The sequence below is a fragment of the Gordonia namibiensis NBRC 108229 genome (genome assembly GCF_000298235.1).
Classification (GTDB): Bacteria; Actinomycetota; Actinomycetes; order Mycobacteriales; family Mycobacteriaceae; genus Gordonia; species Gordonia namibiensis.
This window is the reverse complement of sequence record NZ_BAHE01000043.1, coordinates 1-24,467: the sequence shown is the minus strand read 5'-3', so window position 1 is coordinate 24,467 and position 24,467 is coordinate 1. Positions and strand designations below refer to the sequence as shown.

Genomic DNA, 24,467 nt, shown 5'->3' with positions numbered 1-24,467 from the left:
CTCGTGCCGGGACCGTTGTCGAAAGAGCTACTTGCCGAAGCCGGCGCGCTTGAGGGCGTCGGCCATCGCACCGCTCGGCGCGGGCCTGCGGTCGTTGCGGTTGTTGCCGCCACCACGGTTGCCCGGGTTGCCGCGACCGCCCTGACCGCGATGTTCGTTGCGGCGCTGACCGCCACCGCGATTGCCGCCGTTGTCGCTGCGGGGCGCACGGGCGCCGCCCTTGCCACCGGTGTTGCCGGCTCCCGGCTCGTCGTCGAGGCGCAGGGACAGGCCGATCCGTTTGCGTTCGACGTCGACGTCCATGACCTTCACCTTGACGATGTCGCCGGACTTCACGACCTCGTGCGGATCGGAGACGAAGCGGTGGGCCATGGCCGAGACGTGGACCAGGCCGTCCTGGTGGACGCCCACGTCGACGAAGGCACCGAAGGCCGCCACGTTGGTGACCTGACCTTCCAGCACCATGCCGGGCGTGAGGTCGGAGACCTTCTCGATGCCGGCGGCGAAGGTCGCGGTCTTGAACTCCGGGCGCGGGTCGCGACCCGGCTTGTCGAGCTCGGCGATGATGTCGATGACGGTCGGACGACCGAAGGTCTCGTCGACGAAGTCGTCGGGACGCAGCTTGGTGAGGGTCGCGGTGTCGCCGATCAGCGAACGGACGTCGGTGCCGACCTTGTCGAGAATCCGGGTGACGACCGGGTAGGCCTCCGGGTGCACGCTGGACGCGTCGAGCGGGTTGTCGCCGTCGGTGATCCGGAGGAAGCCGGCACACTGCTCAAACGCCTTGGGTCCGAGGCGCGGGACATCGGTGATCTGCTTGCGGCTGCGGAAGGCGCCGTTCGAGTCACGATGGGCGACAATCGATTCCGCGAGACCGGCGGTGATACCGGAGACGCGGGACAGCAGCGGCACCGACGCGGTGTTCACGTCCACGCCCACCGCGTTCACCGCATCCTCGACCACGGCACCCAGCGAGCGGGCGAGCAGGGTCTCGGAGACGTCGTGCTGGTATTGGCCGACGCCGATCGACTTGGGATCGATCTTGACCAGTTCGGCGAGCGGGTCCTGGAGGCGGCGGGCGATGGAGACCGCACCGCGGATCGACACGTCGAGGTCGGGCAGTTCCTTCGACGCGTATGCCGACGCCGAGTACACCGAGGCGCCCGCCTCGGACACGACGACGCTGGTCGGCGGCTTCTTGCCGGAGTCCTTGATGGCCGCGATCAGCTCGCCGGCGAGCGCATCGGTCTCGCGGGATGCGGTGCCGTTGCCGATCGCGATCAGGTCGACGCCGTGCTTCTGGACGAGCGCTCCCAGCACCGCGAGCGCGCCGGCCTTGTCGCGGCGCGGCTCGTGCGGGTAGATGGTGGCGGTGTCGACGACCTTGCCGGTCTCGTTGACCACAGCGACCTTCACACCGGTCCGCAGGCCGGGGTCGAGTCCCATCGTGGTGCGGGCACCGGCGGGTGCGGCCAGGAGGAGGTCCTTGAGGTTGGTCGCGAAGACCGCCACCGCGTCGGCCTCGGCGGCCTGACGCAACCGCATCCGGACGTCGAGGGAGAGTCCGACGAACAGCTTGGTGCGCCACGCCCAACGCACGGTGTCGGCAAGCCAGCGGTCGGCGGGACGGCCCTGGTCGGAGATCCCGAACCGGGCGGCGATGCGCTGCTCGTAGGGGCCGGGTCCGGCCGGGCGGTCAGCCGCCTCCGGATCGGCGTCGAGGGTGACCGACAAGATCTCCTCGCGTTCACCGCGCAGCACGGCGAGCACCCGGTGCGACGGGATCGAGGTGAACGGCTCGGAGAAGTCGAAGTAGTCGGCGAACTTGGCGCCGGCCGACTCCTTGCCCTCACGGACGGCGGTCCGCAGCACGCCGGTCTGCCACATCAGTTCACGCAGTTCACCGACCAGGTCGGCATCCTCGGCGAACCGTTCGACGGCAATCGCGCGGGCACCGTCGAGCTGCTCGGCGGTGAAGGTCGACGGGTCGGTGGTCGGGTCCGACAGCAGCGCGTCGGCCACCGGCTCGTGTCCGGCCTCGCGGGCGATCTGGGCCTTCGTGCGGCGCTTCGGCTTGTAGGGCAGGTAGATGTCCTCGAGGCGGGCCTTGGTGTCGGCCGCGAGGATTCGAGCGTCGAGTTCGGCGTCGAGCTTGCCCTGTGCGGCGATCGACTCGCGGACCGCCTGACGCCGGGCCTCGAGGTCGCGGAGGTAGCCGAGACGCTCGTCGAGGGTGCGCAGCTGGGTGTCGTCGAGACCGCCGGTGACCTCCTTGCGGTACCGGGCGACGAACGGGACCGTCGACCCGCCGTCGAGCAGTTCGATCGCGGCCCGGACCTGACCGACGCCGACGCCGAGTTCGGTGGCGATCGCCGACGCGATGCGGGCGTTCACGACTGCGGGGTCGGGAGCGGGCACCGTCTGCGGGGTCGCGGCCTCCGCTGGGGCGGGAACTGCGGGAGCGGACTCGGGCTGGGGCGCGGAGGCGGGTGACACGGTTTCTGACACGATCGCCGACCCTACCGGCCGCCTCGGACAGCTGTCAGCCGCGACCCACCGCATTGTGGACGCGCGCACTCTCGTACAGACAGATCGCTGCCGCGGCGGCGACGTTGAGGCTCTCCGCGCGTCCGCGGATGGGGATGGAGACGCGGTGGTCGGCGGCCGTCTGGACGTCGGCGGGCAGGCCGTGGGCCTCGTTGCCGAAGAGCCAGCCGACCCGGCCGGACAGCACCTCGGCGGCGTGGTCGAGGTTCACCTCACCGTCGGCGGCGGTCGCGAGCAGCGAGATGCCGGCGTCCGAGATGGCGTCGAGCCCCTCGGTCAGGGCGCGCTGCCGTACCACCGGCACGGTGAAGACACTCCCGGCGCTCGCGCGGACGCATTTCCCGTTGTGGGGATCGACGGCGTCACCGAGCAGCACGACGGCGTCGGCGCCCATCGCGTCGGCGCATCGGATGAGGGTGCCGGCGTTCCCGGGTTCCCGCGGTTCGACGGCGATCGCGAGCAACCGCGGCTCGTCGGCGAGGATGGTCTGCAGGGGCACGTCGAGCAGCGGGCAGACCGCAAAGATCCCGGGCGGGGTCGAGGTCTCGGCGAGCTTCGACGCCGCTCGGGCCGAGATCACGAGAACCGGGACACCCGCCGACTCAGCGGTGTCGGTGATCTCCCGGTGCCGCAACTGGTCCTCATCGGCGACCAGCACCACCTCGGCGCGGTCGACCGCGAGAGCCGAGGACACCGAGTTGGCCCCCTCGGCGAGGAAACGCCCCTGCTCGCGCCGCTCGGCAGCGCGATGGAGCTTTGCATACGACACGACCCGCGAGGATCGCTCGGACAGGATCTCCGTCATCGGATCATCCTTCGGGCGACTCGCGGGTCGTGTGTGGTGTGGCGCAATCAGGCAGCCGGGGCGTTGACGTCGGCCGGCAGGGCCTTGCGGGCGACCTCGACCAGGCCGGTGAAGGCCTCGGGATCGGTCACCGCGATGTCGGCGAGCACCTTGCGGTCAACCTCGACACCAGCGGCCTTGAGGCCCTGGATGAAGCGGTTGTAGGTGATGTCGTTGGCGCGGGCCGCAGCGTTGATACGCGCGATCCACAGCTTCCGGAACTCACCCTTGCGGGCGCGACGGTCCCGGTAGGCGTAGGTCATCGAGTGGAGCTGCTGCTCCTTGGCCTTGCGGTAGAGGCGCGACCGCTGTCCGCGGTAGCCCTTCGAGGCCTCGAGGGTGGACCGACGCTTCTTCTGGGCGTTCACTGCCCTTTTCACGCGTGCCATGTGTTAAATCCTTTTGCTTGTCAGAGGTCTGGGTTCGCGCGCGTCAGATGTTCAGCAGGCGCTTGATGCGAGGGGTGTCGTTCTCGCTGACGACGGTGGTGCCGTCGAGACGACGGGTGCGCTTGGAGGGCTTGTGCTCCAGCAGGTGGCGGCGGTTGGCCTTCTGACGGACGATCTTGCCGCTGCCGGTCACCTTGAATCGCTTCGCGGTGCCCTTGTGGGTCTTGCTCTTAGGCATGTCTTTCCTTCTGTCGGGCGAACTCGGGCAGCCGAACCTGACCAGGTCCGGCTGGAATCCGGGTTCACGTCTCGTGATCTCGACCGGGACGGGGCATGCACCCGCGTCCGGCCGAACGGCTCAGCTCTCGTCCGGCGCGTTCTTCGGGCCGCCGGAACGTTCGCGGCTCTCTTGCGCCTTCTGGCGGGTCTTCGCACCCTTGTGCGGGGCGAGGACCATCGTCATGTTGCGACCGTCCTGCTTGGCCGAGGTCTCGACGAAGCCGTAATCGGCGACGTCGTTGCCCAGGCGCTGCAACAGGCGGTAGCCGAGCTCAGGACGGGACTGCTCGCGGCCGCGGAACATGATGGTCACCTTCACCTTCGACCCCGCTTCGAGGAACCGGACGACGTGACCCTTCTTGGTCTCGTAGTCGTGGTCGTCGATCTTGGGGCGGAGCTTCTGCTCCTTGATGACGGTCATCTGCTGGTTGCGACGCGATTCGCGCTGCTTCTGGGCCGCTTCGTACTTGAACTTGCCGTAGTCCATGATCTTGCAGACCGGCGGACGGGCGTCGGGAGCCACCTCGACGAGGTCGAGGTCGGCTTCGTAAGCCAAGCGAAGCGCATCTTCAACACGCACGATGCCCACCTGCTCCGAGTTGGGTCCGACGAGTCGGACCTCAGGGACGCGGATGCGCTCGTTGATGCGGGTCTCAGTGCTGATGGGGCCTCCTAGTTCAATCCTGCAGTGGTAACCGTCGCGTCGTGGCGAGGGTCGTGTGCAGGAGAACGAGCGCAAACCTCAGCAAACGAGCCCCGGGACGATGTCCGCGGGGCTCCGTTACCGACCGATTCTCTTCACTGCACCCCGGGGGCACAGCGCGGCCGATCTTCCCAGTCGCATCACCAGGATGCGATCTGCGACGATCGGCGTGAACCGGACCGTGCGACTGCGGCGAACTCGCCAGGCGAGGACTCGCGTCGAACGGTGGGAGCGGAACTCCACTTACGACCCCGGCGCATACCAGGGCGGTCGTGCTATGGGAGTCTAACAGCCATGGCCGAGAACCCCAATTCGTCACAAGCACCGACACCCCAGGAGGGTGCGACGGGCAGTGGCGCCGACATCGATGATGCGGCACGCACCGACTTCGACAACGTCCGTGACCTGGGAGATATTCCGGCCATCGAGGTCATCACCCGGTCGATCGTGATGCTCATGAGTGCCGCCGCCGAGAAGTTGGGCCTGGCCGAGGGCACCCCGGAGGACCGGATCGACCTGCCCGAGGCCCGTACCCTCATCACCGCCCTGGCCGGCCTCGTCGATGCGTCGAAGGCCGACCTCGGCATCCATGCCGCCCCGATCCGCGACGGCCTCAAGGGCCTGCAGCTCGCCTTCCGTGAGGCCAGCGCATACCCGGACGAGCCCGGCGAAGGACCCGGCGAGAAGTACACCGGCCCGGTGAGGGCCCCGAAGAAGTAGGCGGACCTCGATACGCGGCGTCCTCGCTTCGCCCGGTCGTCGCTACTCGGCCGGCAGGGTCCTACTGAACGAATCTGCGGCCGCGTCCTCGCTTCGCTCGGTCGTCGCTACTCGGCCGGCAGGGTCCTACTGAACGAATCCTGCTGCCGCGTCCTCGCTTCGCTCGGTCGTCGCTACTCGGCCGACAGGGTTCTGCTGAACGAATCCTGCTGCGGCGTCCTCGCTTCGCTCGGTCGTCGCTACTCGGCCGGCAGGGTTCTGCTGAACAAATCTGCAGCGGCGTCCTCGCTTCGCTCGGTCGTCGCTACTCGCCCGGCAGGGTTCTGCTGGTTGAGCAGGCGAGGAGCGTAGCGACGAGGCGTGTCGAAACCACTAACCTGGACTCATGACGAATCCCGGAGAGTCCGACGCACCGAACACGCCCCCGTCTGACGACGTCATCGACGCCGAGATCGTGCACACCGGTCCGGTGCCGAGAACCCTCCCCGATCCCGACTACACCGACAGCGGTGTCCCGACCTTCGACTTCGTCCGGGACAAGATCGAGAACCGGATCACCACCGCCATCGGCTTCCAGGAACTCGCCGAGGCGAGTGCCGAAGGTCAGAGCGTCGACGAGATGATGCGCAAGCGCGACGAGGCAGCGAAGAAGCGTCTCGAGGAGATCCGCAAGTCGATGGGCCAGTAGCCCAGCCGTACGCACAATCGCCACTCCCGAGCAGAGGTGCCGGCTGTAACCAGCGCTGCTGCAACGGAAGTGGCGATTCTGCTGTGCCTGTCAGCCCGCTGACGCGATCGTCTCGTCGACCTCGAGGATCTCGGCGAGGAACTTGCCGGTGTGGCTGCCCGGCGCGACCGCGATGTCCTCGGGCGTGCCCTCGGCGACGACCGTGCCGCCGCCGCTGCCACCCTCGGGTCCCATGTCGATGACCCAGTCGGCCGTCTTGATGACGTCGAGGTTGTGCTCGATGGTGATGACCGTGTTGCCCTTGTCGACGAGGCCGTTGATCACCGCGAGGAGCTTCTTGATGTCCTCGAAGTGCAGGCCGGTGGTCGGCTCGTCGAGGATGTAGACCGTGCGTCCCATCGACCGCTTCTGCAGCTCTGCAGCCAGCTTCACGCGCTGCGCCTCGCCGCCCGACAGGGTCGGGGCCGGCTGTCCGAGGCGGACGTAACCGAGACCGACATCGTTGAGGGTCTTGAGGTAGCGATGGATCGAGGTGACCGGCTCGAAGAAGTCGGCGGCCTCCTCGATCGGCATGTCGAGCACCTCGGCGATGGTCTTGCCCTTGTAGTGGACCTCGAGGGTCTCCCGGTTGTAGCGGGCACCGTGGCAGACCTCGCACGGGACGTAGACGTCCGGCAGGAAGTTCATCTCGATCTTGATTGTGCCCTCGCCGGTACAGGCCTCACAGCGGCCGCCCTTGACGTTGAACGAGAACCGGCCCGGCTGGTAGCCGCGCACCTTGGCCTCGGTGGTGGCCGCGAACAGCGTGCGGATCTTGTCGAAGACGCCGGTGTAGGTCGCCGGGTTGGAGCGCGGGGTGCGTCCGATCGGCGACTGGTCGACCTGGACGAGCTTGTCGAGGTTGTCGAGTCCCTTGATCCGCGTGTGGCGGCCGGGAACCTGACGTGCGCCGTTGAGCTTGTTGGCGAGCACGGTTGCGAGGATGTCGTTGACCAGCGTCGACTTGCCGGAGCCGGACACACCGGTCACCGCCGTCATGACGCCGAGCGGGAACGACACCTCGATCCCGCGCAGGTTGTGCTCACGTGCACCGACGACGGTCAGCTGACGCTTGCGGTCGATCGGCCGGCGGATCTCCGGGACCGGGAGTGAATCCCGGCCCGAGAGGTACGCACCGGTCAGCGACTGGCGGTTCTTCAGCAGGTCCTTGTAGCTGCCGCTGTGCACGACGTGACCGCCGTGCTCACCGGCTCGGGGACCGATGTCGACGATCCAGTCGGCGGACCGGATGGTGTCCTCGTCGTGCTCGACGACGATCAGCGTGTTGCCCAGGTCGCGGAGTCGGGTGAGGGTCTCGATCAGTCGACGGTTGTCGCGCTGGTGCAGACCGATCGACGGCTCGTCGAGGACGTAGAGGACGCCCGCGAGTCCGGAGCCGATCTGCGTCGCGAGGCGGATGCGCTGGGCCTCGCCGCCCGACAGCGATCCGGCCGCACGCGACAGCGACAGGTACTCCAGTCCGACGTCGAGCAGGAAGCGGATACGGGCCTGGACCTCTTTGAGCACGCGGCCGGCGATCGCGGCCTGACGCTCGTCGAGGTGGAGGTTGTCGAGGAAGTTCGCGCAGTCGGCGACCGACAGCGCACAGACCTCGGCGATCGACTTCGGGCCGTACTCGGGATGGTCGAGGGTGACCGCGAGGATCTCCGGGCGCAGACGCGCACCCTGGCAGGCGGGGCACGGCACGTCGCGCATGTACCCCTCGTAGCGTTCCTTCATCTGCTCGGACTCGGTCTGGTCCATCCGCCGGGCGAGGAACGACATGACGCCCTCGAACTCGGTGTAGTACGAGCGGGTGCGTCCGTAGCGGTTGCGGAACTTCACGTGCACCTGGTGGTCGCTGCCGTTGAGCAACGCTCGACGAGCCTTGACCGGCAGCTTCTTCCACGGGGTGTTGATGTCGAAGCCCATCTGGTCGGCAAGACCCGACATCAGGCGCAGGAAGTAGTCGGCGTTGTGACCGGTCGACCACGGCGCGATTGCGCCCTCGGCGAGGCTCATCTCCGGGTCGGGCACGACGAGTTCTTCATCGACCTCCTTGCGGATCCCGAGGCCGTCGCACTCGGGGCAGGCACCGTAGGGCGAGTTGAACGAGAACGAGCGCGGCTCGAGGTCGTCTATCGCGATCGGGTGGGCGTTGGGGCACGCCATCTTCTCGGAGAACCGGCGCTCGCGATTCGGGTCGTCCTCTTCGAGGTCGACGAAGTCGAGCACGATGATGCCGTCGGCGAGACGCAGACCGGTTTCCACCGAATCGGTGAGACGCTGCTTGGCGCCGGCCTTGACGACGAGGCGGTCGACGACGACCTCGATGTCGTGCTTCTCCTGCTTCTTCAGCTTCGGCGGGTCGGTCAGCTGGTGGACGACGCCGTCGATGCGGGCGCGTGAGAAGCCCTGGGTCTGTAATTCGGCGAAGAGGTCGACGAACTCGCCCTTGCGAGTCCGGACCACCGGTGCGAGAACCTGGAAGCGGGTGCCCTCCTCCATGGCGAGCACCTGGTCGACGATCTGTTGCGGCGTCTGCTTGGCGATCGCCTCGCCACAGATCGGACAGTGCGCCTTACCTGCGCGGGCATAGAGCAGACGCAGGTAGTCGTAGACCTCGGTGATGGTGCCGACCGTCGACCGTGGGTTGCGGTTGGTCGACTTCTGGTCGATGGACACCGCCGGTGACAGACCTTCGATGAAGTCGACGTCGGGCTTGTCCATCTGGCCCAGGAACTGCCGCGCGTAGGCCGACAGCGACTCGACGTAGCGGCGCTGCCCCTCGGCGAAGATCGTGTCGAAGGCGAGGGACGACTTGCCCGACCCCGACAACCCGGTGAACACGATGAGGCTGTCCCGAGGGAGGTCGACATCGATGCCGCGCAAATTGTGTTCGCGGGCACCTCGGACGATCAGACGATCAACCACTGCAGTCCTAACATTCTTTTCAAGTCAGAGTCTTCTCAAACTCACCGGGGCGCACGGGTAGCGCATGGGCACCGTAACGACAGGCACCGACAATTCTGTTCCGCATGCGTCGGCCCGGATGGGATTCGAGGCCCGCGGGCCGGACGATCGGTCTCGCCATCCGCGCATACACCATCGGACCGATAGTCCACGATACCCGCGCCCAGACCACGCCCGACCGTCGCGAGCGTCACACACCGGCCGAGCGGTGTCATAGCCTTGTCGCATGACCTCAGCGACACCGATCAGCGACTCCTACACCGGCGATCTCTCCGAATCGAAGACCCCGCAGCGACGCACTCTGGACTCGGCCACCATCGTCAAACTGTCCGTCGGGTCGATGGACAACAACGTGTACGTGGTGACCTCGAAGGTCACCGGCGACCAGCTGATCATCGACGCCGCGAACGATGCGGACACGATCATCGCCACCCTCGACGCCGTCGGCGGGAAGCCCGCACTGATCTTCACGACCCACCAGCACTTCGACCACGTGCAGGCGCTCGCCGCCGTCGCCGAACACACCGGTGTCCCCACCGCTGCCGGCCGGTTCGACGCCCCCGAGTTGCCGGTCACACCGGATCGTCTCGTCGACGACGGCGACGTGATCGAGGTCGGCGACCTGCGCTTCGAGGCGATCCATCTCGTCGGCCACACCCCGGGTTCCATCGCCCTGGCTCTGACCGACGGCGACACCGTCCACCTGTTCACCGGCGACTGTCTGTTCCCCGGCGGCATCGGCAAGACCTGGAAGTCCGAGGACTTCGACACCCTCATCGAGGACGTATCCACCAAGCTGTTCGACCGTTTCGGCGACTCGACCGTCGTCTACCCCGGACACGGGAAGGACACCACCCTCGGTGCCGAGCGTCCGTCGCTGCAGGAGTGGCGCGAACGCGGCTGGTGACACCCGCAAAACCCACCCCTTTTCCGTAAACGCGCCCCCTCGTGCGGGGGTGGGTTTACGGAAAAGAGGCGGGTTTGCTTCAGGTTTGGGGATGGGTCTCCCCGGATATCTGACACCCGAAACGCTCTCCCGATCGTGACCTCGGTGCTCCCGAAGTTCCCGAACGGATCACGAAGAGTCGATTCACCTGCATGTATCCGAAGGGCGGGTAGCGTTGATCAGGCCAGAAATGCGCTGTACCCCGACGGATCTCGAACCGCACTCGATCGAAGAAGGTTGTGACCGATGATTCTCCGCCGTATCGCCCGCCCGCTCCTCGCGTCAGCGTTCGTCGCCAGTGGCGTCGACGCCATCCGGAGCCCGAAACCGATCGCGCAGTCCGCGGCGCCGCTCGTCGACAAGGCGCGCACCGCATTGCCGCCGGAGGTCGCGGACAAGGTCCCGGAGAACACCGAGACGCTGGTCCAGATCAACGCCGCGGCACAGATCGGTGGCGGCATCCTGCTGGCGACCGGCAAGTTCCCGCGTCTCGCCTCGGTGGTCCTGGCCGGAACCCTGATCCCGACGACGGCCGCCGGCACGGACTTCTGGAACGAGGCCGACCCGGTCCGCAAGGAAGCCCAGCGCGACGCGTTCATCAAGAACATCGGCCTGCTCGGCGGCGTGCTGCTGGCCGCTGTGGACACCGAGGGCAAGCCGTCGCTCGCGTGGCGCGGCAAGCAGAAGGCCAGCGCCGTCGCCGCGGCTCTCCCGATCGGCGCCGCTGCCGGCCACTCGACCTGGGACACCCTCGTCGAACGCGGCCACGAGGGCGCCGAGATCGTCGGCGAGCGGTCGGCCGAGGCCGGTGACCTGCTGAGCAAGGGCGCCCACGTGCTGTCCGAGCGTTCCGCGGAGTGGACGGCCGAGGCCGCGGCCAAGTTCCGCGAGCACGCCCCCGAACTGGCCGAGTCCGCGCAGAAGCGTTCGCTCGAGATCGCGGAGCGGGCCGCCGACACCGCGGCCGAGGTCGCCGACCGCCTGCGCGACCGTGCACCAGTTCTCGCCGACGCCGCCATCGTGCGTTCGTCGAGCCTGGCCGACGCCGCGCTCGATCGCTCGTCGGAACTGGCCGAGACCGCACGCAAGCGCGGACCGAAGCTGGCCAAGCAGGCGCAGAAGCGCGCGAAGAAGGCCAAGAAGCAGGCCGCGAAGAACGCGCCGAAGTTCGCCGATGTCGCCCGCGACCGTTCGGCCGAGTTCGCCGACATCGCCCGGGACCGTTCGGCTGAGTTCGCCGAACTCGCACGCGCCCGGTCGGCCGAACTCGCCGAGTCCGCCCGGCATCTCGCGGCCGCCGCCGAGGAGACCGCGGCGCACACCGCAGACGAGGGTCGCAAGCGTTGGCGCAAGGCACGCGGCTGACCGTCCCGCCCGGTAGCCCGATGCGAGGACGACGCTGAGCACCACCGACGACCACACGGACGCGGCACACCCACCAGAGAACTATCCCTGGGTGTCCGCGTCCGTTGTGGTCGAGCGGGACCCGCAGTCTGCTCCCCCACCCGGTACGCGCCTGGTGGTGGCGGTCGGCTCGAATGCGGCGCCGAGCGTGTTGCGTCGGAAGCTCGGCCACCTGGACCCCGCTGGCGTCCTGCACCTGACACGGGTACGCGTCGCCAACATCACAGTCGGTCATTCCGCCCACGTCGCGGCACGTGGATACGTTCCCGCGGCACCCGTTCGCACTGGTCACGGCACATTGGAGACGGTGGCCGCCTGGCTCTCACCCCCGCAGTCCGAGGCGCTGGACCTCACCGAACCCAACTACGATCGACGGACAGTGAACACGCACGACCATCCCCTCATTTTTCTCGGTGACCCTCGGCTGCCCGCCGACGCTCCCGCCACTCCGGACGAGTTCGACATCTACGTGTCGCGTCACGGAGTCCTCGCCGACCCCGCGACCCGCGCGCCGCTGCCGTTCGGCAGCCAGGCCGGCGTGTTCGGCTGGCTGCAGCGGCATCTCGACGACCCTGCCCTGCACGGCGCAGCGGCCGAGGTCTGCGCACGACTGGCAACCGGCGATCACGCGGCTCGGGTGACCGGGCTGATCAACGATGCCCGACTGTCACGGTCGGCGTGGCCCGTCGACGCGCGAGGAGTTGTGGCGTGACCGCACTGTCCCCCGACACCGACCCTCGGATCAGCGAGGAACAGGAACACCTCGACCGCGTCTACGGCCGTCTCGATCGGATGCGCCAGACCACACAGCGCCGCCTGTCCTCGACCCTGAGCGAGCGCGGTGGAACCCCGCAGGCACTCTCGGAGCGCGAGTCCTACGAGCGGATGTACAACGAGGATCTCGCGAAATTCGATGCCGCCGAACACAACCTGTACTTCGGCCGCCTCGACCTCGATGACGGTGAGATCCGGCGGATCGGCCGTATCGGTGTCCTCGACGACGGCCTCGGTGACGACGGGACGCACGACCACACCGCAACCGACGCAACGTTGCTGCTCGACTGGCGTGCACCGCTCGCGCGCCCCTTCTACCTCGCCACCCCGGCAGCGCCCGAAGAGGTTGCCCGTCGTCGCCACATCCGGACCCGCAGCCGCAAGGTCCGCGGGGTCAGCGACGAATCGCTGACCGCAGGAGATGCCCTCCTCGACGACTTCGGCCACGGCGACGTCGTCAACGAATCCGCCCTCGTCGCCGCGTTGAATGCTGCGCGGACCGGCGAGATGACCGACATCGTCGAGACCATCCAGCGGGAGCAGGACCTCATCATCCGGTCGACGCACCGGGGTGTGACGGTCATCCAAGGCGGACCGGGCACCGGCAAGACGGCCGTCGCGCTGCACCGCGCCGCCTACCTGCTCTACACACATCGGGAGATCCTGTCGCGCAGCGGCATTCTCATCATCGGACCCAACGACGACTTCCTCAGCTACATCGGTCAGGTCCTGCCGTCGCTCGGTGAGTCCGGCGTACTTCTCTCGACGATCGGCGACCTGTTCCCCGGCGTCCGGGCCCGCAGTGAGGACCGGCGTGTCACCACCGGCGTCAAGGGCGGCCTGCGAATGGTCGACGTCCTCAAACGAGCGGTGCGGGCGAAGCAGTCGTTGCCGTCCAGGCCGGAGCCGGTGGATTTCGACGGCTACCGGGTCGAGATCGACTCCGAACTGGTCAAAGCCGCACGGGCCAAGGCCCGTTCGACGCGGCGTGCCCACAATCAGTCCCAGAACGCCTTCCTCAAGGCCGGTCTCGCCGAACTCGCCCGGCGCCATGCCTCGACCATCGGTTCCAGCCTGCTCGACGGTTCACAGTTGCTGAGCCCCGCCGACATCGCCGACATCCGCGATGACATGAGCCAGGACCCCGACATCCGTGCGGCGCTGCTGAAGTTCTGGCCGACGCTGACGCCGCAGGACATGCTGCGCGAGTTGCTGACCGACGAGCGCGCCATTCGTAGGGCTACCCCCGGCTGGTCGGACGACGACCGGGCTGCGCTACTGCGAGAACCGCGCACCTTCTCGATCACCGGGGAGGACTTCTCCCCCGCCGATGTGCCGCTACTGGACGAGCTGGCCGAACTCATCGGATACGGCACCGACGACGCCGAACGCGCCGAACGTGCACGCTGGCGGCGTCAGCTCGCCGAGGCGCAGGATGCTCTCGACATCCTGACCGGTTCGGCCCCACAGGATCTCGAGGACGAGCTCGATCCCGAGATCCTGATGGCCTACGACCTGATCGACGCCGAACAACTGGCGTCGCGTCAGACCGAGACCCGACGCGCCACCACCGCCGAACGCGCCTACGGCGACCGCACCTGGACCTTCGGTCATGTGATCGTCGACGAGGCGCAGGAGCTCTCGCCGATGGCATGGCGAATGGTGATGCGCCGCATCCCGAATCGGTGGATGACCATCATCGGTGACACCGCGCAGACCTCCGACGAAGCGGGCACCCGGTCGTGGGGTGAGGTCCTCGAGCCATACGTCGCGAAGCGCTGGCAGTTCAAGGAATTGTCGGTGAACTACCGCACGCCCAGCGAGATCATGACCTACGCCGCTCGCGTCCTGGACGAGATCGGCAACGGCGAGACCGCGCCGACCTCGTTGCGCAGCAATGGTATCGAACCGGTGGCGATCGCGGTGGACGACACCGGTGACGCGGCGAGCATCGCGGCAGGCGTGTTCCACGCCGTCGATCTCGCCGAACCCGACGGACTCACGGCCGTCGTCGTCCCCGACACGCTGGTCGATGTGGTGGCCGCCGCCCTGGACCCGGACGCGTTCGACGCGAAGGGTGTGGCAGCACCGAAGGTCTACACGGTCCGGACCTGCAAGGGTCTCGAGTTCGACACCACGATCGTGGTGGAGCCCGCCGGGATCATCGCCCAGTCACCGCGCGGTCTCAGCGACCTGTATGTCGCGCTGACCCGTGCCACTCAGCGTCTGCTGGTCGTGCACGACGAGCCGCTGCCCGCGGTGCTGGCGGATCTGCCTGCCGTCACCGACGCCGCGACTCCGCGTCGCTGATCGCCGCGTCGATCCGCGGTCCGAACTCCGACAGGGCGTCGCTGCCGACGATGCCGAGATGGTCGGTGTCGATGTCGATCCGCGTGATGCCGCCGCCCAGGTAGGGCACCCAGCGGTTCGGGCCGGCGTCCGCCGATTCCTCGGTGTCGCTGTCGGCGGCGACGATGAGCATGGTGTCGCCGTCGTACGGTCGTGGCCGGTGCGAGATCGTGCGCTCGGCAGAACTCGTCATACGCGTCAGCATCCGGTCGAAGGACTCCGCATCGAGCAGTCCGAGTCCGGTGACCTTGTCCCGGATTGCGGCGGCGATCGTCTCGGGCGCAACCGATCCCGCGTCGTCGGGGTCGACGAGCTCGTCGACGTCGATGACCTCACGCCAACCGCCGAGCAACTCCGAGGCCAGCTCTCGGGCGTCGATGTCCACCGACATCTCCCCGTCGTCCGTCCAGCTCGTCGCCAGCTCGACGTCGTCGGCCGGGTAGCTGTCGAGCAGACCCAGGAATCCGACGTCCTCGCCGCGCAACCGCAGTTCGACGGCCATCTCCTGTGCGATCAGGCCACCAATCGACCACCCCAGCAGATGGTATGGGCCCTCGGGAGCGATGCGTCGGATCTCGTCGACGTAGCGTACGGCGAGATCGTGCACCGTGGCGTCGGGGAGATCGCCGGCCACCACATACGGATCCTGGAGGCCGTACACCGGGCGGTCGTCGAGATACGGCGCCAGGCCACCGAACAACCAGGCCAATCCATCGGCGGGATGCACACAGAACACCGGGTTCCGTGCACCCTCCCGACGCAGCGGTACGACGACGCCGCCGTTCGTCGGGTCGGACGCATCCGCGTCCACGGGTTCCGGTTCGAGGTGTGCCGCCAGCCGCGCGCCGAGGTCGCGAGGCGTCGGTCCGGCGAACACCCAGGCGACCTCGACCGGGATGCCCGTGCGACGACGGAGTTCGGCGACGAGACGGACCGCGGACAGTGACGTCCCACCGACGTCGAAGAATCCCTGGGCCGCGCTCGTGACCGCAACCCCGGTGACCGTGGACATGCACTCGGCGACGAGTTCCTCCCACTCCCCGGCCGGCGCCACCGGCTGCTCCGCGACGTGCGCCTCGTGACCGGCCTCCCGGATCACCGCCGACATCTTCGCGTGGTCCGGTCGTCCGTCGTCCCCGGCCGGGATCTCGTCGACGACGGTCAGGACCGACGGGACACAGTGCGGTGCAATGACTTCGACGGCAGCGCGACGAACATCGTCGGCGGTGATGTCGGCGCTGGTGCCTTCGGGGTCGACGCTCACCCACCCGTGGATCTCGATGCCGTCGCCACTCCGGACAGCGACGACGCCACTCGCTCGCACTCCGTCGAGTCCGGCGAGGGCCGTCTCGACCAGGTCGAGATCGACGCGCAGCCCGCCTCTCCGGACCTGACGGTCGAGCCGGCCGAGGACCTCGACCCGGGGTTCCGCGCCGTCGTCCAGCCACCGTGCGAGCACACCGGTCGATGCGCCGGCGGTGCGCAGTTCACCGGGGATTCGGGCCGGCAGCGCCCGCCCGGAGGTGTCGACGACGACCGCGCCCGGCGCTCCCTCGATACCGAGCCGGCGACGATCGTCCTCGGTCACCAAGTCGATCTCACCCAGCAGGGTGGTGGTCGGTTCGTCCGCGGTGATCGCATCGATGATCCGCTCGAAGACATCGCGGAACACCGCGACCGTCTCCGGATCGAAGAGTGCTGCTGCGTAATCGATCTCGCCGGTGATGACGGCCCCGTCGGGGGTGGTCGTCTCCGCGAGCCCGAGGGTCAGGTCCACCTTGGCGGGCGGCGGCCCGGGATCGACGGGTTGCACGTGGAATCCGTCCGCGAACTCGGTCATCCCCGCCAACTGATCGCTGTGTCCGGCCGAGGTGTCGGCAAGGTAGTTGATCATGACCTGGACGAGCGGGGCGTGCGCGGTGGACCGGACGGGCGTGAGACGTTCGACGAGCGTCTCGAACGGGATGTCCGCGTGCGCGAAGGCCGCCGCATCGGTGTCGCGTACCTGATCGAGCAGATCGGCGACGGTGTCGTCGGCGCCGATCTTCGTCCGCAGGACGACGGTGTTGATGAACATGCCGATCATCCTCGTTGTCGCAGCCTGCCCTCGACCCGAGACCGCGGCACCGATACTCACGTCGTCGACGTCGGCGAGTCTGGCGAGCGCCGCGGCGAATGCGGCGTGGCACACCATGAACGGCGTCAGCCCGTGCGCCCGGGCGGTACGGGCGACCGCGGCGCTGCGTTCGGGCCCGAATTCGATCGGCAGTCGTGCGCCCCGGTGATCGATCACCGGCGGCCGCGGCCGGTCCGTCGGAAGGTCGAGCGCCGCGGGGATGCCGTCGAGCGCCGTCGACCAGTAGTCGAACTGGGCAGCCATCAGCGAGGTCGGGTCGTCGAGGTCGCCGAGAGTCGCACGCTGCCAAAGCGTGTGGTCGACGTAACCCACCGGAAGCGGCTCCGGTGCGGGCAGATTCGTTCCCGACGTTCGCGCCTGGTATGCAACCAGCAGTTCCCCGGTCAGGATCTGCAGGGATGCGGCGTCACCGGCGATGTGGTGGATCACCACGACGACGCGGTATCCGCCGTCGATGGGCGCGATCGCGACCCGCACCGGGAGGTCGACGGTGACGTCGAATCCCTCGGCGCAGACCGCCATCGCGGCGTCGACGTCGGCTGTCTCGTTCCAGCGCAAGCGGGTTGCCGCGTCGCTCGTGTCGAGCACGAGCTGTACCGGTGTCCCATCCACCGCCATCGGGTAGACGGTGCGCAACGGTTCGTGTCGGGCGATGACGTCGAGCAAGGCCTCGCGCAGCGCGGCGAGGTCCGGGTCGCCGAGCACATCGAAGGCGACGGGCATGTTGTACACCGGCGATGCCACATCGAACTGGTTGATGAACCAGATCCGTTGCTGCGCATACGACAGCGGGATCTGCGCGGGGCGCCGACGACGGCTCAACGGCTGCGCCGACAGACGCCGCTGGGTCAGCGTACGCGCGAGCTCTCGTACGGTCGGTGCGCGGAAGATGTCGCGGATGTCGATGTCGACCCCGAGACGTTCGGCGACGCCGGCCACGACACGCAGTGCGGCGAGCGAATGCCCGCCGAGGTCGAAGAATGGCACTGTCACCGAGACCTCGTCGAGTGCCAGGACGTCGGCGAAGACCGCCGCCAGGGCGCGCTCGATTCCGTCGGCGGGCGGGACGAACTCGGCTGACACCGCGGCCGGAGCGGGCAGCGCACGACGGTCGAGCTTGCCGGTGGCGGTCAGCGGGACGTCGCCGAGGATCACCCACTGCGTCGGCCGCATGTACTGCGGCAGTGTCTCGGCAACGCGGGCCCGCACCACATCGAGGTCGACGTCGCCGGCGAGATAACCGACCAGGACCTCGCCCGTCGGTCCGTTGCGGACGGTCGCCGCGGCGTGCGTGATGCCGTTGATCTGCGCGAGGATCGATTCGATCTCCGCCAGCTCGATGCGCTGTCCGCGGAGTTTCACCTGGAAGTCGGAGCGCCCGAGGTACTCGAGTTCACCTTCCGCATTCCATCGGACCAGGTCGCCGGTCCGGTACAGACGGGCGCCTGAACGGCCGGTGGGGTCGGCGACGAAGCGCTCGGCGGTGAGATCCGGCCGGGACGCGTAGCCGCGAGCCAGCTGCCCACCGCCGACATAGAGTTCGCCGACGACCCCGACCGGTGCGGGTTGCAGCCGGTCGTCGAGGACCCAGGTCGTGGTGTTCGCGATCGGCCGGCCGATCGGCACGGTCACCTCGTCGGTGCCGAGGCGATATACGGTGACCTCGACTGCGGCCTCGGTGGGCCCGTATAGGTTGTCCATGTCCGCAGCCGGCACGAGCGCACCCATCGCATGCGCAGTGGCCGCGGGCAGCGCCTCGCCGGAGGCGTTGATGCGCCGCAACGTCGCCAGGGCCGCGCGCCGCTCGGGGTTGTCGCCGACGTACTCGGCGAACGCCGCCATCATCGACGGCACGAAGTGAATCGACGTGATCCCCTGGCGCCGGACCTCGTCGAGGACGTAGGCAGGGTCGATGTGCCGACCGTCCTCGGCGATCACCAGCCGGGCACCGGCCATCAGTGGCGCGAACAGTTCCGGCACCGACACGTCGAAGGTGGCCGGGGTCTTCAGCATCACGACGTCGTCGTCGCTCAATGGTTCCCGGATGTGCATCCAGGCGAGACGGTTCAGGACTGCCCGGTGACTGACCGTGACGCCCTTGGGTGTTCCCGTCGATCCGGAGGTGAACAGCGTGTACAGCGCGTTGTCGGGGTCGACCACCCGACGGAATGCGGCGCGGGACACCGCCGCGGCGTGGTCGTCGGCAACCGGGGTGTCGGCGTCGACCACCAGGACGTGCGGTGTGACACCGGCGAGGACCTCGGGTCGAGGGTCTGCGGCCAGGATCACCGAGATCGACGCCGCGTCGATCATCGCCGCGAGTCGCTCCGCGGGCGTTGCCGGGTCGATGACCACGTAGGCGCCACCGGCGGCGACCACGGCGTGGATCGCCAGGACGAGCTCGACCGAACGCGGGATGCACACGCCCACTGCGACATCCGGTCCCACGCCGTGGCCCGAGAGCCGCTGCGCGAGATCGGACACCCGGGTGGTGAACTCCGCGTAGGTCAGCGTCCGATCCCCCGCCACCAGAGCTATCGCGCCGGGGGTGCGTCGGGCCGCGGCGTCGACCGCCTCGGAGACCGTCGACCACGGCACGGACAGGTCCGGGCCGGAAACCAGTTCGGCGATCCGCGTGCGCTCGGCGTCGTCGGTCAGATCGATCTCGCCCACCGGCCGACCGTCGATTTCCGTACCGGTGAGAGCCTCGAGCACCCGGATCAGCCGCGTGATCATCACCTCGATGGTCGACGCGTCGAACAGGTCTGTCGCGTAGACGATCTCGACCGGCCACGCACCCTGCGGGTCCACGCTGACCGCGACGGTCAGGTCGAGCTGAGTGGTCCCGGTGGACACCGCGAGAGGTTCCAGACGGAGTCCGCCGGGGGCCTCGGCTGCGTCGGCGGTCCCAGCAGTGCCCGTGGCGTGCAGCACCGACAGCATCACCTGGCTCAGCGGGGCGAAGGCCTCGGATCGCGCCGGGGACAGCCGGTCGACGAGGTAGTCGAACGGGACATCCGCGCGGGCGAGCGCGTTGACGTCGTCGACGCGGACGCGGTCGAGGAAGTCCCGGACGTCGATCGCCGGGTCGACCTCCGTCCGCAGGACCAGGGTGTTGACGAACATGCCGACCAGGTCGTCGAGATGAGCGTGGCCGCGCCCGGCGACCGGCGTGCTGATCGCGATGTCGCGGCTCGCCGACAGGCGGGCGAGGAGGATCGCGAGCGCGGCGTGGATCGTCATGAAGTCGGTGATCCCGCGATCCCGGGACGCCGCGGAGATCCGTGCGGCCAGGTCGGCCGGGATCTCCGCGGTGACACGGCCGCCACGCTGAGAGGCAACCGGCGGCCGCGGACGATCTGTCGGCAACGGGAGGAGGTCGGGCAGGTCCGACAACCTGTTGACCCAGTACCCGACCTGCTTGCCGAGCACCGAGTCCGGGGCGTCGACATCGCCGAGGGTCTGCCGTTGCCACAGTGCGTGGTCGGCGAACTGGACCGGTAGCTCGGTGAACGCCGGTGGCCGTCCCTCGGCCCGCGCGAGGTACGCCGTCCACAGGTCGGACAGCAACGGTCGCATCGACTCGCCGTCGGCCGCGATGTGATGGAGAAGGACGACGAGGAGGTGATCGTCACCGTCCGGGCCGTCGTCTCCGGCTGCCAGGAGACGTACGCGCAGCGGGATCTCGGTGGTGATGTCGAAGCCGGGCGGCCCGAGGAGCACGGACAGGTCGTCGGCGGTGAGCGGATCGGCGGGCAGCGTGTCGGTTTCCCACCGCAATGCCGTTCGGGCTTCCTCGATGTCGAGGATTCGCTGGAAGGGTTCACCCGCGTCGGCCGGGAAAACGGTGCGCAGGATCTCGTGCCGCGCGAGCACATCGACGACGGCGTTGCGCAGCGCCGACCAATCGAGCGGACCGCGTAGTCGTACGGCCAACGGGATGGTGTAGGCCGCCGACTCCGGTTCGAACCGGTTGAGGAACCAGATGCGTTGCTGCGCATACGACAACGGAATCCGGTCTGGGCGGTCGACGACGCGCACCAGTGGCGCCTGCGGCGGCTCCGTGTCGAAGGCGGTCTCGATGCGCCGCGCGAGCCCGCGCACGGTCGGCGACTCGAAGACGTCGCGGACACCCAGGCGGACGCCGAACTGGTCTCCGGCACGCGCGCTCAATCGGGTCGCGGACAGCGAGTTCCCGCCGATGGCGAAGAAGTCTGCAGTGGCCGAGACCTTCTCGAGGTCGAGGATGTCGGCGACGATCGCGGCGAGGATTCGTTCGGTGTGACCCGCGGGCGGTGTGTGGGCGTCGGTCGCGTCGACGGTGTCGATCTCCGGAAGCTGCCTGCGGTCGATCTTGCCGACCGGATTGCGCGGGAGGTGCTCCAGGACCTGGAGTTTCGCCGGAACCATGTACGGCGGCAGCTGAGCGGCCAGCTGTTCGCGGAGATCCGCGACGTCGAGGTCTTCAACCGGGTCGAGGGGCTCGACGTACCCGGCGAGCTCGGTGACGGGGTCTCCCACGCCGATGACGACCGCGTTGCGCACGGCCGGGTGTGCGGTGAGCGTCGCCTCGATCTCACCGAGTTCGAGGCGCTGGCCGCGCAGCTTCACCTGGAAGTCGCTGCGCCCCACATAGGTCAGTTCGCCGGTGCGTGATCGGCGCACGAGGTCCCCGGTGCGGTACATGCGGCTGCCCGGTGGTCCGAACGGAGCCGACACGAAACGCTCGGCCGTGAGGGCCGGGCGGTCCTGGTAACCGCGGGCGAGTTCCCCGCCCGCGAGATACAGCTCTCCGACGACGCCGGGCGGCACCGGATGGAGTCGGCCGTCGAGGACGTGCGCGGTGGCGCCGGGCGCGGGACGGCCCAGCCGGACCGGTTCGTCGAGGCCGACCGCCGGTGAGGTGACGCTGATGATCGTCGTCTCAGTGGGTCCGTAACCGTTGTGGAAGGCGGTGTGCGCGGCCCAGCGGTCCTTCTCGGCGTCGGGGACGGCTTCGCCGCCGACGAGCACGTTGGTGAACGGCAACGACGCGGGGTCGGGTAGTGACGCGGCCACGGAGGTCACCAGGAATGCGTGTGTCGTGCGATGCGTCGTGACGAAGTCGGCCAGTTCACGTCCACCGTAGATCTCCGGCGGGACGACGACGAGTGTGGCCGCGCTGCCGTAGGCGCCGAGGATCTCGAGGATCGCGGCGTCGAAGGCGGGTGAGCTGATACCCAGCCATCGGGCCTGCGGCCCCGAACCGTGACGGTCACGCAGCACTGCGGCCACGCCGGCCAGGCCCCGGTGAGTGACGAGCACACCCTTGGGCATCCCGGTCGAACCCGAGGTGAAGATCATGTACGCACCGTCGTCGGGGTACACCGGGCGCCGGATCGCGGGAGCCGGCCGAGGCGCTCGGGACCTCAGCTCGGCGGCCCGGTCGGCGTCGAGAAGCATCCAGTGCACCCCGGCCGACGTCTGCACCGAGCCGTCGGTGAGACCCACCTTGGCGCGTGCGCCTCCCACCACGCGGGCGATGCGATCCGCGGGATGGCGGGGATCGACCGGGCAGTACACCGCGCCGGTCTTGGCGATCGCCCACAGCGCGAGTTGTGCCCGTGCCGACCGTCCCAATGCGCACACGACGACGTCGTCCGGGCCGACGCCGTGCTCGGTGAGTTCGGCGGCGAGATGCGAACTCGCGTGGTCCAGCTCGTCATACGTCCAGCTGCCGAGCTCGTCGATGACGGCGGGGTGGTCGCCGCGGGACCGGACGGCGGCGGCGAGCAGTTCGGGCAGGGTCACGACGGCCGGGTCCGGGTCACCGGAGACCAGCGGCCCCGTGTCCTCGTCGATGGCGAGCAGATCGAGATCGCCGACCGGCGTCGCGGTGTCGGCGACCGCGTGGACGAGGAGGCCGACGAATCGGTCGGCCAGGCGCCGGGCGTCGGCATCGTCGTAGAGGTCGGTGGCGTAGGTGAGGGTGCCGCGCCAGGGTGCGCCCGCCGCCCCGTCGGTGCGCACCGCGACCGTGAGGTCGAACTTGGCAGAGTCGTCCGTCACGGGCACCGGACTGATGTCGAGGCCGGCGAGCTCTGTCGACAAACGCGGAGGCAGCGTTGCGGTGTCTGCGGTGTCGGTCGTCGTCAGCAGGACCTGGACGAGCGGCGCATACGACGCGGCCCGGGTGGTCCCGAGCGCGTCGATCACCTCGTCGAACGGCACGTCGGCATGTGCGAGGGCGTCGAGGTCGTCGTCGCGGATCTCGTGGAGGAGGTCCGCGAACCCGCCATCCGTCGCGACCCGGCTGCGCAGGGCGACGGTGTTGACGAACATGCCGATCAGGTCGTCGGTCTCGCCGTCGCGGCCGGCGGTGGCGGTGCCGATGACGATGTCTCCGCTCCCGGAGAGGCGGCTCAGGAGTGCCGCGAGCGCGGCGTGCAGCACCATGAACGTCGTGGTCCCGGTGGCACGGGCGAGATCGGCGGCGGCCGACGCGGTGCGGCCCGGAATCGTGAAGTCGACCGTGGCACCGCGGGTGTCGCGGGTCGACGGCCGCGGGTCTGTGGTCGGGAGCTCGAGGAGCGCCGGAGCACCGGCGAGGCGGTCCGCCCACCACTGGCGTCGGGTGGCCGCGGTCGCGTCGCCCTGCCGGAGTTCCAGGACGTGGTCGGCGTACTGGCGAGGCAAGGGCGCCCAGTCCGGTGCGCGGCCGTCACGTCGCGCGACATAGGCGGTAAGCAGGTCGCGGGCCAGGACCGGTCCCGACGCACCGTCCGCTGCTATGTGGTGAATCGCAAGCACGAGCAATGCACCGTCGGCCGGGTCGCGGTGCAGACGTGCCCTCACCGGCAGGTCCCGGGTGAGGTCGTACGGCACCACGGTGACGGCCATCGCCTCGGCATCGGAATCGACCAGACGCCAATCGAAGTCGACATCGTCGGCGATGACCTGGTGCGGTCGGCCGTCCGGCCCGAGAGGGTAGGTGGTCCGCAGGATCTCATGCCGCGCGATCACGTCATCGATCGCGGACCGGACGTCATCGGCGTCGACCTGCCCGCGGATACGGAATCCGAACGGGATGATGTACGAGGCGGCGTCGGGTTCGTACTGGTTGATGAACCACATACGTCGTTGCGCACTGGAGAGCGGCAGGACGTCGGGACGCGGCGACGATGCCCTCTCGCCCACCTCCGGGCCGAGCGCCGCGGGATCGGCGCCGGAACGTTCGACGCGGGCGGCGAGGCCGCGAACGGTCGGCTCGTCGAAGACATCCCGCACGGTGACCGGGATGCCGAGCGTTCGTCCCAGTCGCGACGCGAGACGGGTTGCTGCCAACGAGTTCCCGCCGGCGTCGAAGAAGCTGGTGCCGGCCGAGACCTCGTCGACCCCGAGCACATCGGCGAAGACGTCGGCGACGGCGATCTCGGCGGGTGTCGACGGGGCGACGTACTCGTCGGCCGCGTACATCGGAAGCGGGAGTGCCTTGCGATCGATCTTGCCCGCGGTGTTGGACGGCATCTCGTCGAGGATCACCCAGGACGTCGGACGCATGTATCCCGGCAGTTTCTCGGCAACGGTCCGGACGACATCGAGATCGACGTCGGCGCCGGTCAGATGAGCGACGAGCTGCTCGCCGGCGGGCAGTGCCATCACGGACGCCACCACCTGGGTCACGCCGGGTGCGGTC

The 24,467-nt window shown here is 68.7% G+C and carries 13 protein-coding genes; 6 read left to right on the top strand and 7 right to left on the bottom strand.

Features of this window, described 5'->3' with window-relative positions:
• Positions 1-27: 27 nt before the first annotated feature.
• The 5 genes from GONAM_RS18160 to infC all read right to left on the bottom strand — a co-directional run bounded on the left by GONAM_RS18160 (position 28) and on the right by infC (position 4,741).
• Positions 28-2,496, bottom strand: a complete 2,469-nt coding sequence (locus tag GONAM_RS18160) for a Tex family protein (protein ID WP_040536891.1) — start codon at positions 2,494-2,496, stop codon at positions 28-30.
• Between the two features lie 46 nt (positions 2,497-2,542).
• Entirely contained in the window at positions 2,543-3,352 is an 810-nt protein-coding gene (locus tag GONAM_RS18155) for a TrmH family RNA methyltransferase (protein WP_006868218.1), read from the bottom strand.
• Between the two features lie 47 nt (positions 3,353-3,399).
• Positions 3,400-3,780 (bottom strand): 50S ribosomal protein L20, encoded by a 381-nt coding sequence (rplT, locus tag GONAM_RS18150; RefSeq protein ID WP_005178731.1) that lies wholly within the window; start codon positions 3,778-3,780, stop codon positions 3,400-3,402.
• Between the two features lie 43 nt (positions 3,781-3,823).
• Entirely contained in the window at positions 3,824-4,018 is a 195-nt protein-coding gene (gene rpmI / locus GONAM_RS18145) for a 50S ribosomal protein L35 (RefSeq protein WP_005200211.1), read from the bottom strand.
• A gap of 120 nt (positions 4,019-4,138) precedes the next feature.
• Complete coding sequence (infC, locus tag GONAM_RS18140; RefSeq protein WP_081712428.1) at positions 4,139-4,741, bottom strand: translation initiation factor IF-3; 603 nt, start codon at positions 4,739-4,741, stop codon at positions 4,139-4,141.
• 315 nt (positions 4,742-5,056) lie between these two features.
• On the opposite strand from infC, the gene GONAM_RS18135 reads away from it, so the two are divergent.
• Positions 5,057-5,482: a DUF1844 domain-containing protein gene (locus GONAM_RS18135; protein ID WP_006868217.1), complete on the top strand. Its 426-nt coding sequence runs from the start codon at positions 5,057-5,059 to the stop codon at positions 5,480-5,482.
• A gap of 385 nt (positions 5,483-5,867) precedes the next feature.
• On the top strand, positions 5,868-6,170 hold the full coding sequence (locus GONAM_RS18130; protein ID WP_006868216.1) for a hypothetical protein: 303 nt from the start codon (positions 5,868-5,870) through the stop codon (positions 6,168-6,170).
• Positions 6,171-6,260: 90 nt separating this feature from the next.
• On the opposite strand, the gene uvrA is transcribed toward GONAM_RS18130, so the two are convergent.
• On the bottom strand, positions 6,261-9,143 hold the full coding sequence (uvrA, locus tag GONAM_RS18125) for an excinuclease ABC subunit UvrA (RefSeq protein ID WP_006868215.1): 2,883 nt from the start codon (positions 9,141-9,143) through the stop codon (positions 6,261-6,263).
• A 265-nt stretch (positions 9,144-9,408) separates the two neighbouring features.
• Between uvrA and GONAM_RS18120 the strand changes: the two genes are divergently transcribed.
• The 4 genes from GONAM_RS18120 to GONAM_RS18105 all read left to right on the top strand — a co-directional run bounded on the left by GONAM_RS18120 (position 9,409) and on the right by GONAM_RS18105 (position 14,616).
• Positions 9,409-10,089, top strand: coding sequence for an MBL fold metallo-hydrolase (locus GONAM_RS18120; protein WP_006868214.1), 681 nt, complete (start codon positions 9,409-9,411; stop codon positions 10,087-10,089).
• Between the two features lie 285 nt (positions 10,090-10,374).
• Positions 10,375-11,493 carry a DoxX family protein gene (locus tag GONAM_RS18115; RefSeq protein ID WP_006360764.1) on the top strand — a complete coding sequence of 373 codons (1,119 nt, stop codon included), beginning with the start codon at positions 10,375-10,377 and terminating at the stop codon, positions 11,491-11,493.
• Positions 11,494-11,584: 91 nt separating this feature from the next.
• On the top strand, positions 11,585-12,244 hold the full coding sequence (locus tag GONAM_RS18110; protein WP_006868213.1) for a hypothetical protein: 660 nt from the start codon (positions 11,585-11,587) through the stop codon (positions 12,242-12,244).
• A complete protein-coding gene (locus tag GONAM_RS18105) occupies positions 12,241-14,616 on the top strand; it encodes a HelD family protein (RefSeq protein WP_006868212.1) in 2,376 nt (791 codons plus the stop codon). The genes GONAM_RS18110 and GONAM_RS18105 overlap by 4 nt, the downstream gene beginning before the upstream one ends.
• On the opposite strand, the gene GONAM_RS18100 is transcribed toward GONAM_RS18105, so the two are convergent.
• Complete coding sequence (locus GONAM_RS18100; protein WP_217997550.1) at positions 14,588-24,454, bottom strand: non-ribosomal peptide synthetase; 9,867 nt, start codon at positions 24,452-24,454, stop codon at positions 14,588-14,590. The genes GONAM_RS18105 and GONAM_RS18100 overlap by 29 nt on opposite strands.
• Positions 24,455-24,467 lie beyond the last annotated feature (13 nt).

Coding starts and splice junctions, on each gene's coding strand:
- GONAM_RS18155 (WP_006868218.1), bottom strand. CDS start 3,352: ATGACGGAGATCCTGTCCGAGCGATCCTCGCGGGTCGTGTCGTATGCA.
- rplT (WP_005178731.1), bottom strand. CDS start 3,780: ATGGCACGCGTGAAAAGGGCAGTGAACGCCCAGAAGAAGCGTCGGTCC.
- rpmI (WP_005200211.1), bottom strand. CDS start 4,018: ATGCCTAAGAGCAAGACCCACAAGGGCACCGCGAAGCGATTCAAGGTG.
- GONAM_RS18135 (WP_006868217.1), top strand. CDS start 5,057: ATGGCCGAGAACCCCAATTCGTCACAAGCACCGACACCCCAGGAGGGT.
- GONAM_RS18130 (WP_006868216.1), top strand. CDS start 5,868: ATGACGAATCCCGGAGAGTCCGACGCACCGAACACGCCCCCGTCTGAC.
- GONAM_RS18120 (WP_006868214.1), top strand. CDS start 9,409: ATGACCTCAGCGACACCGATCAGCGACTCCTACACCGGCGATCTCTCC.
- GONAM_RS18115 (WP_006360764.1), top strand. CDS start 10,375: ATGATTCTCCGCCGTATCGCCCGCCCGCTCCTCGCGTCAGCGTTCGTC.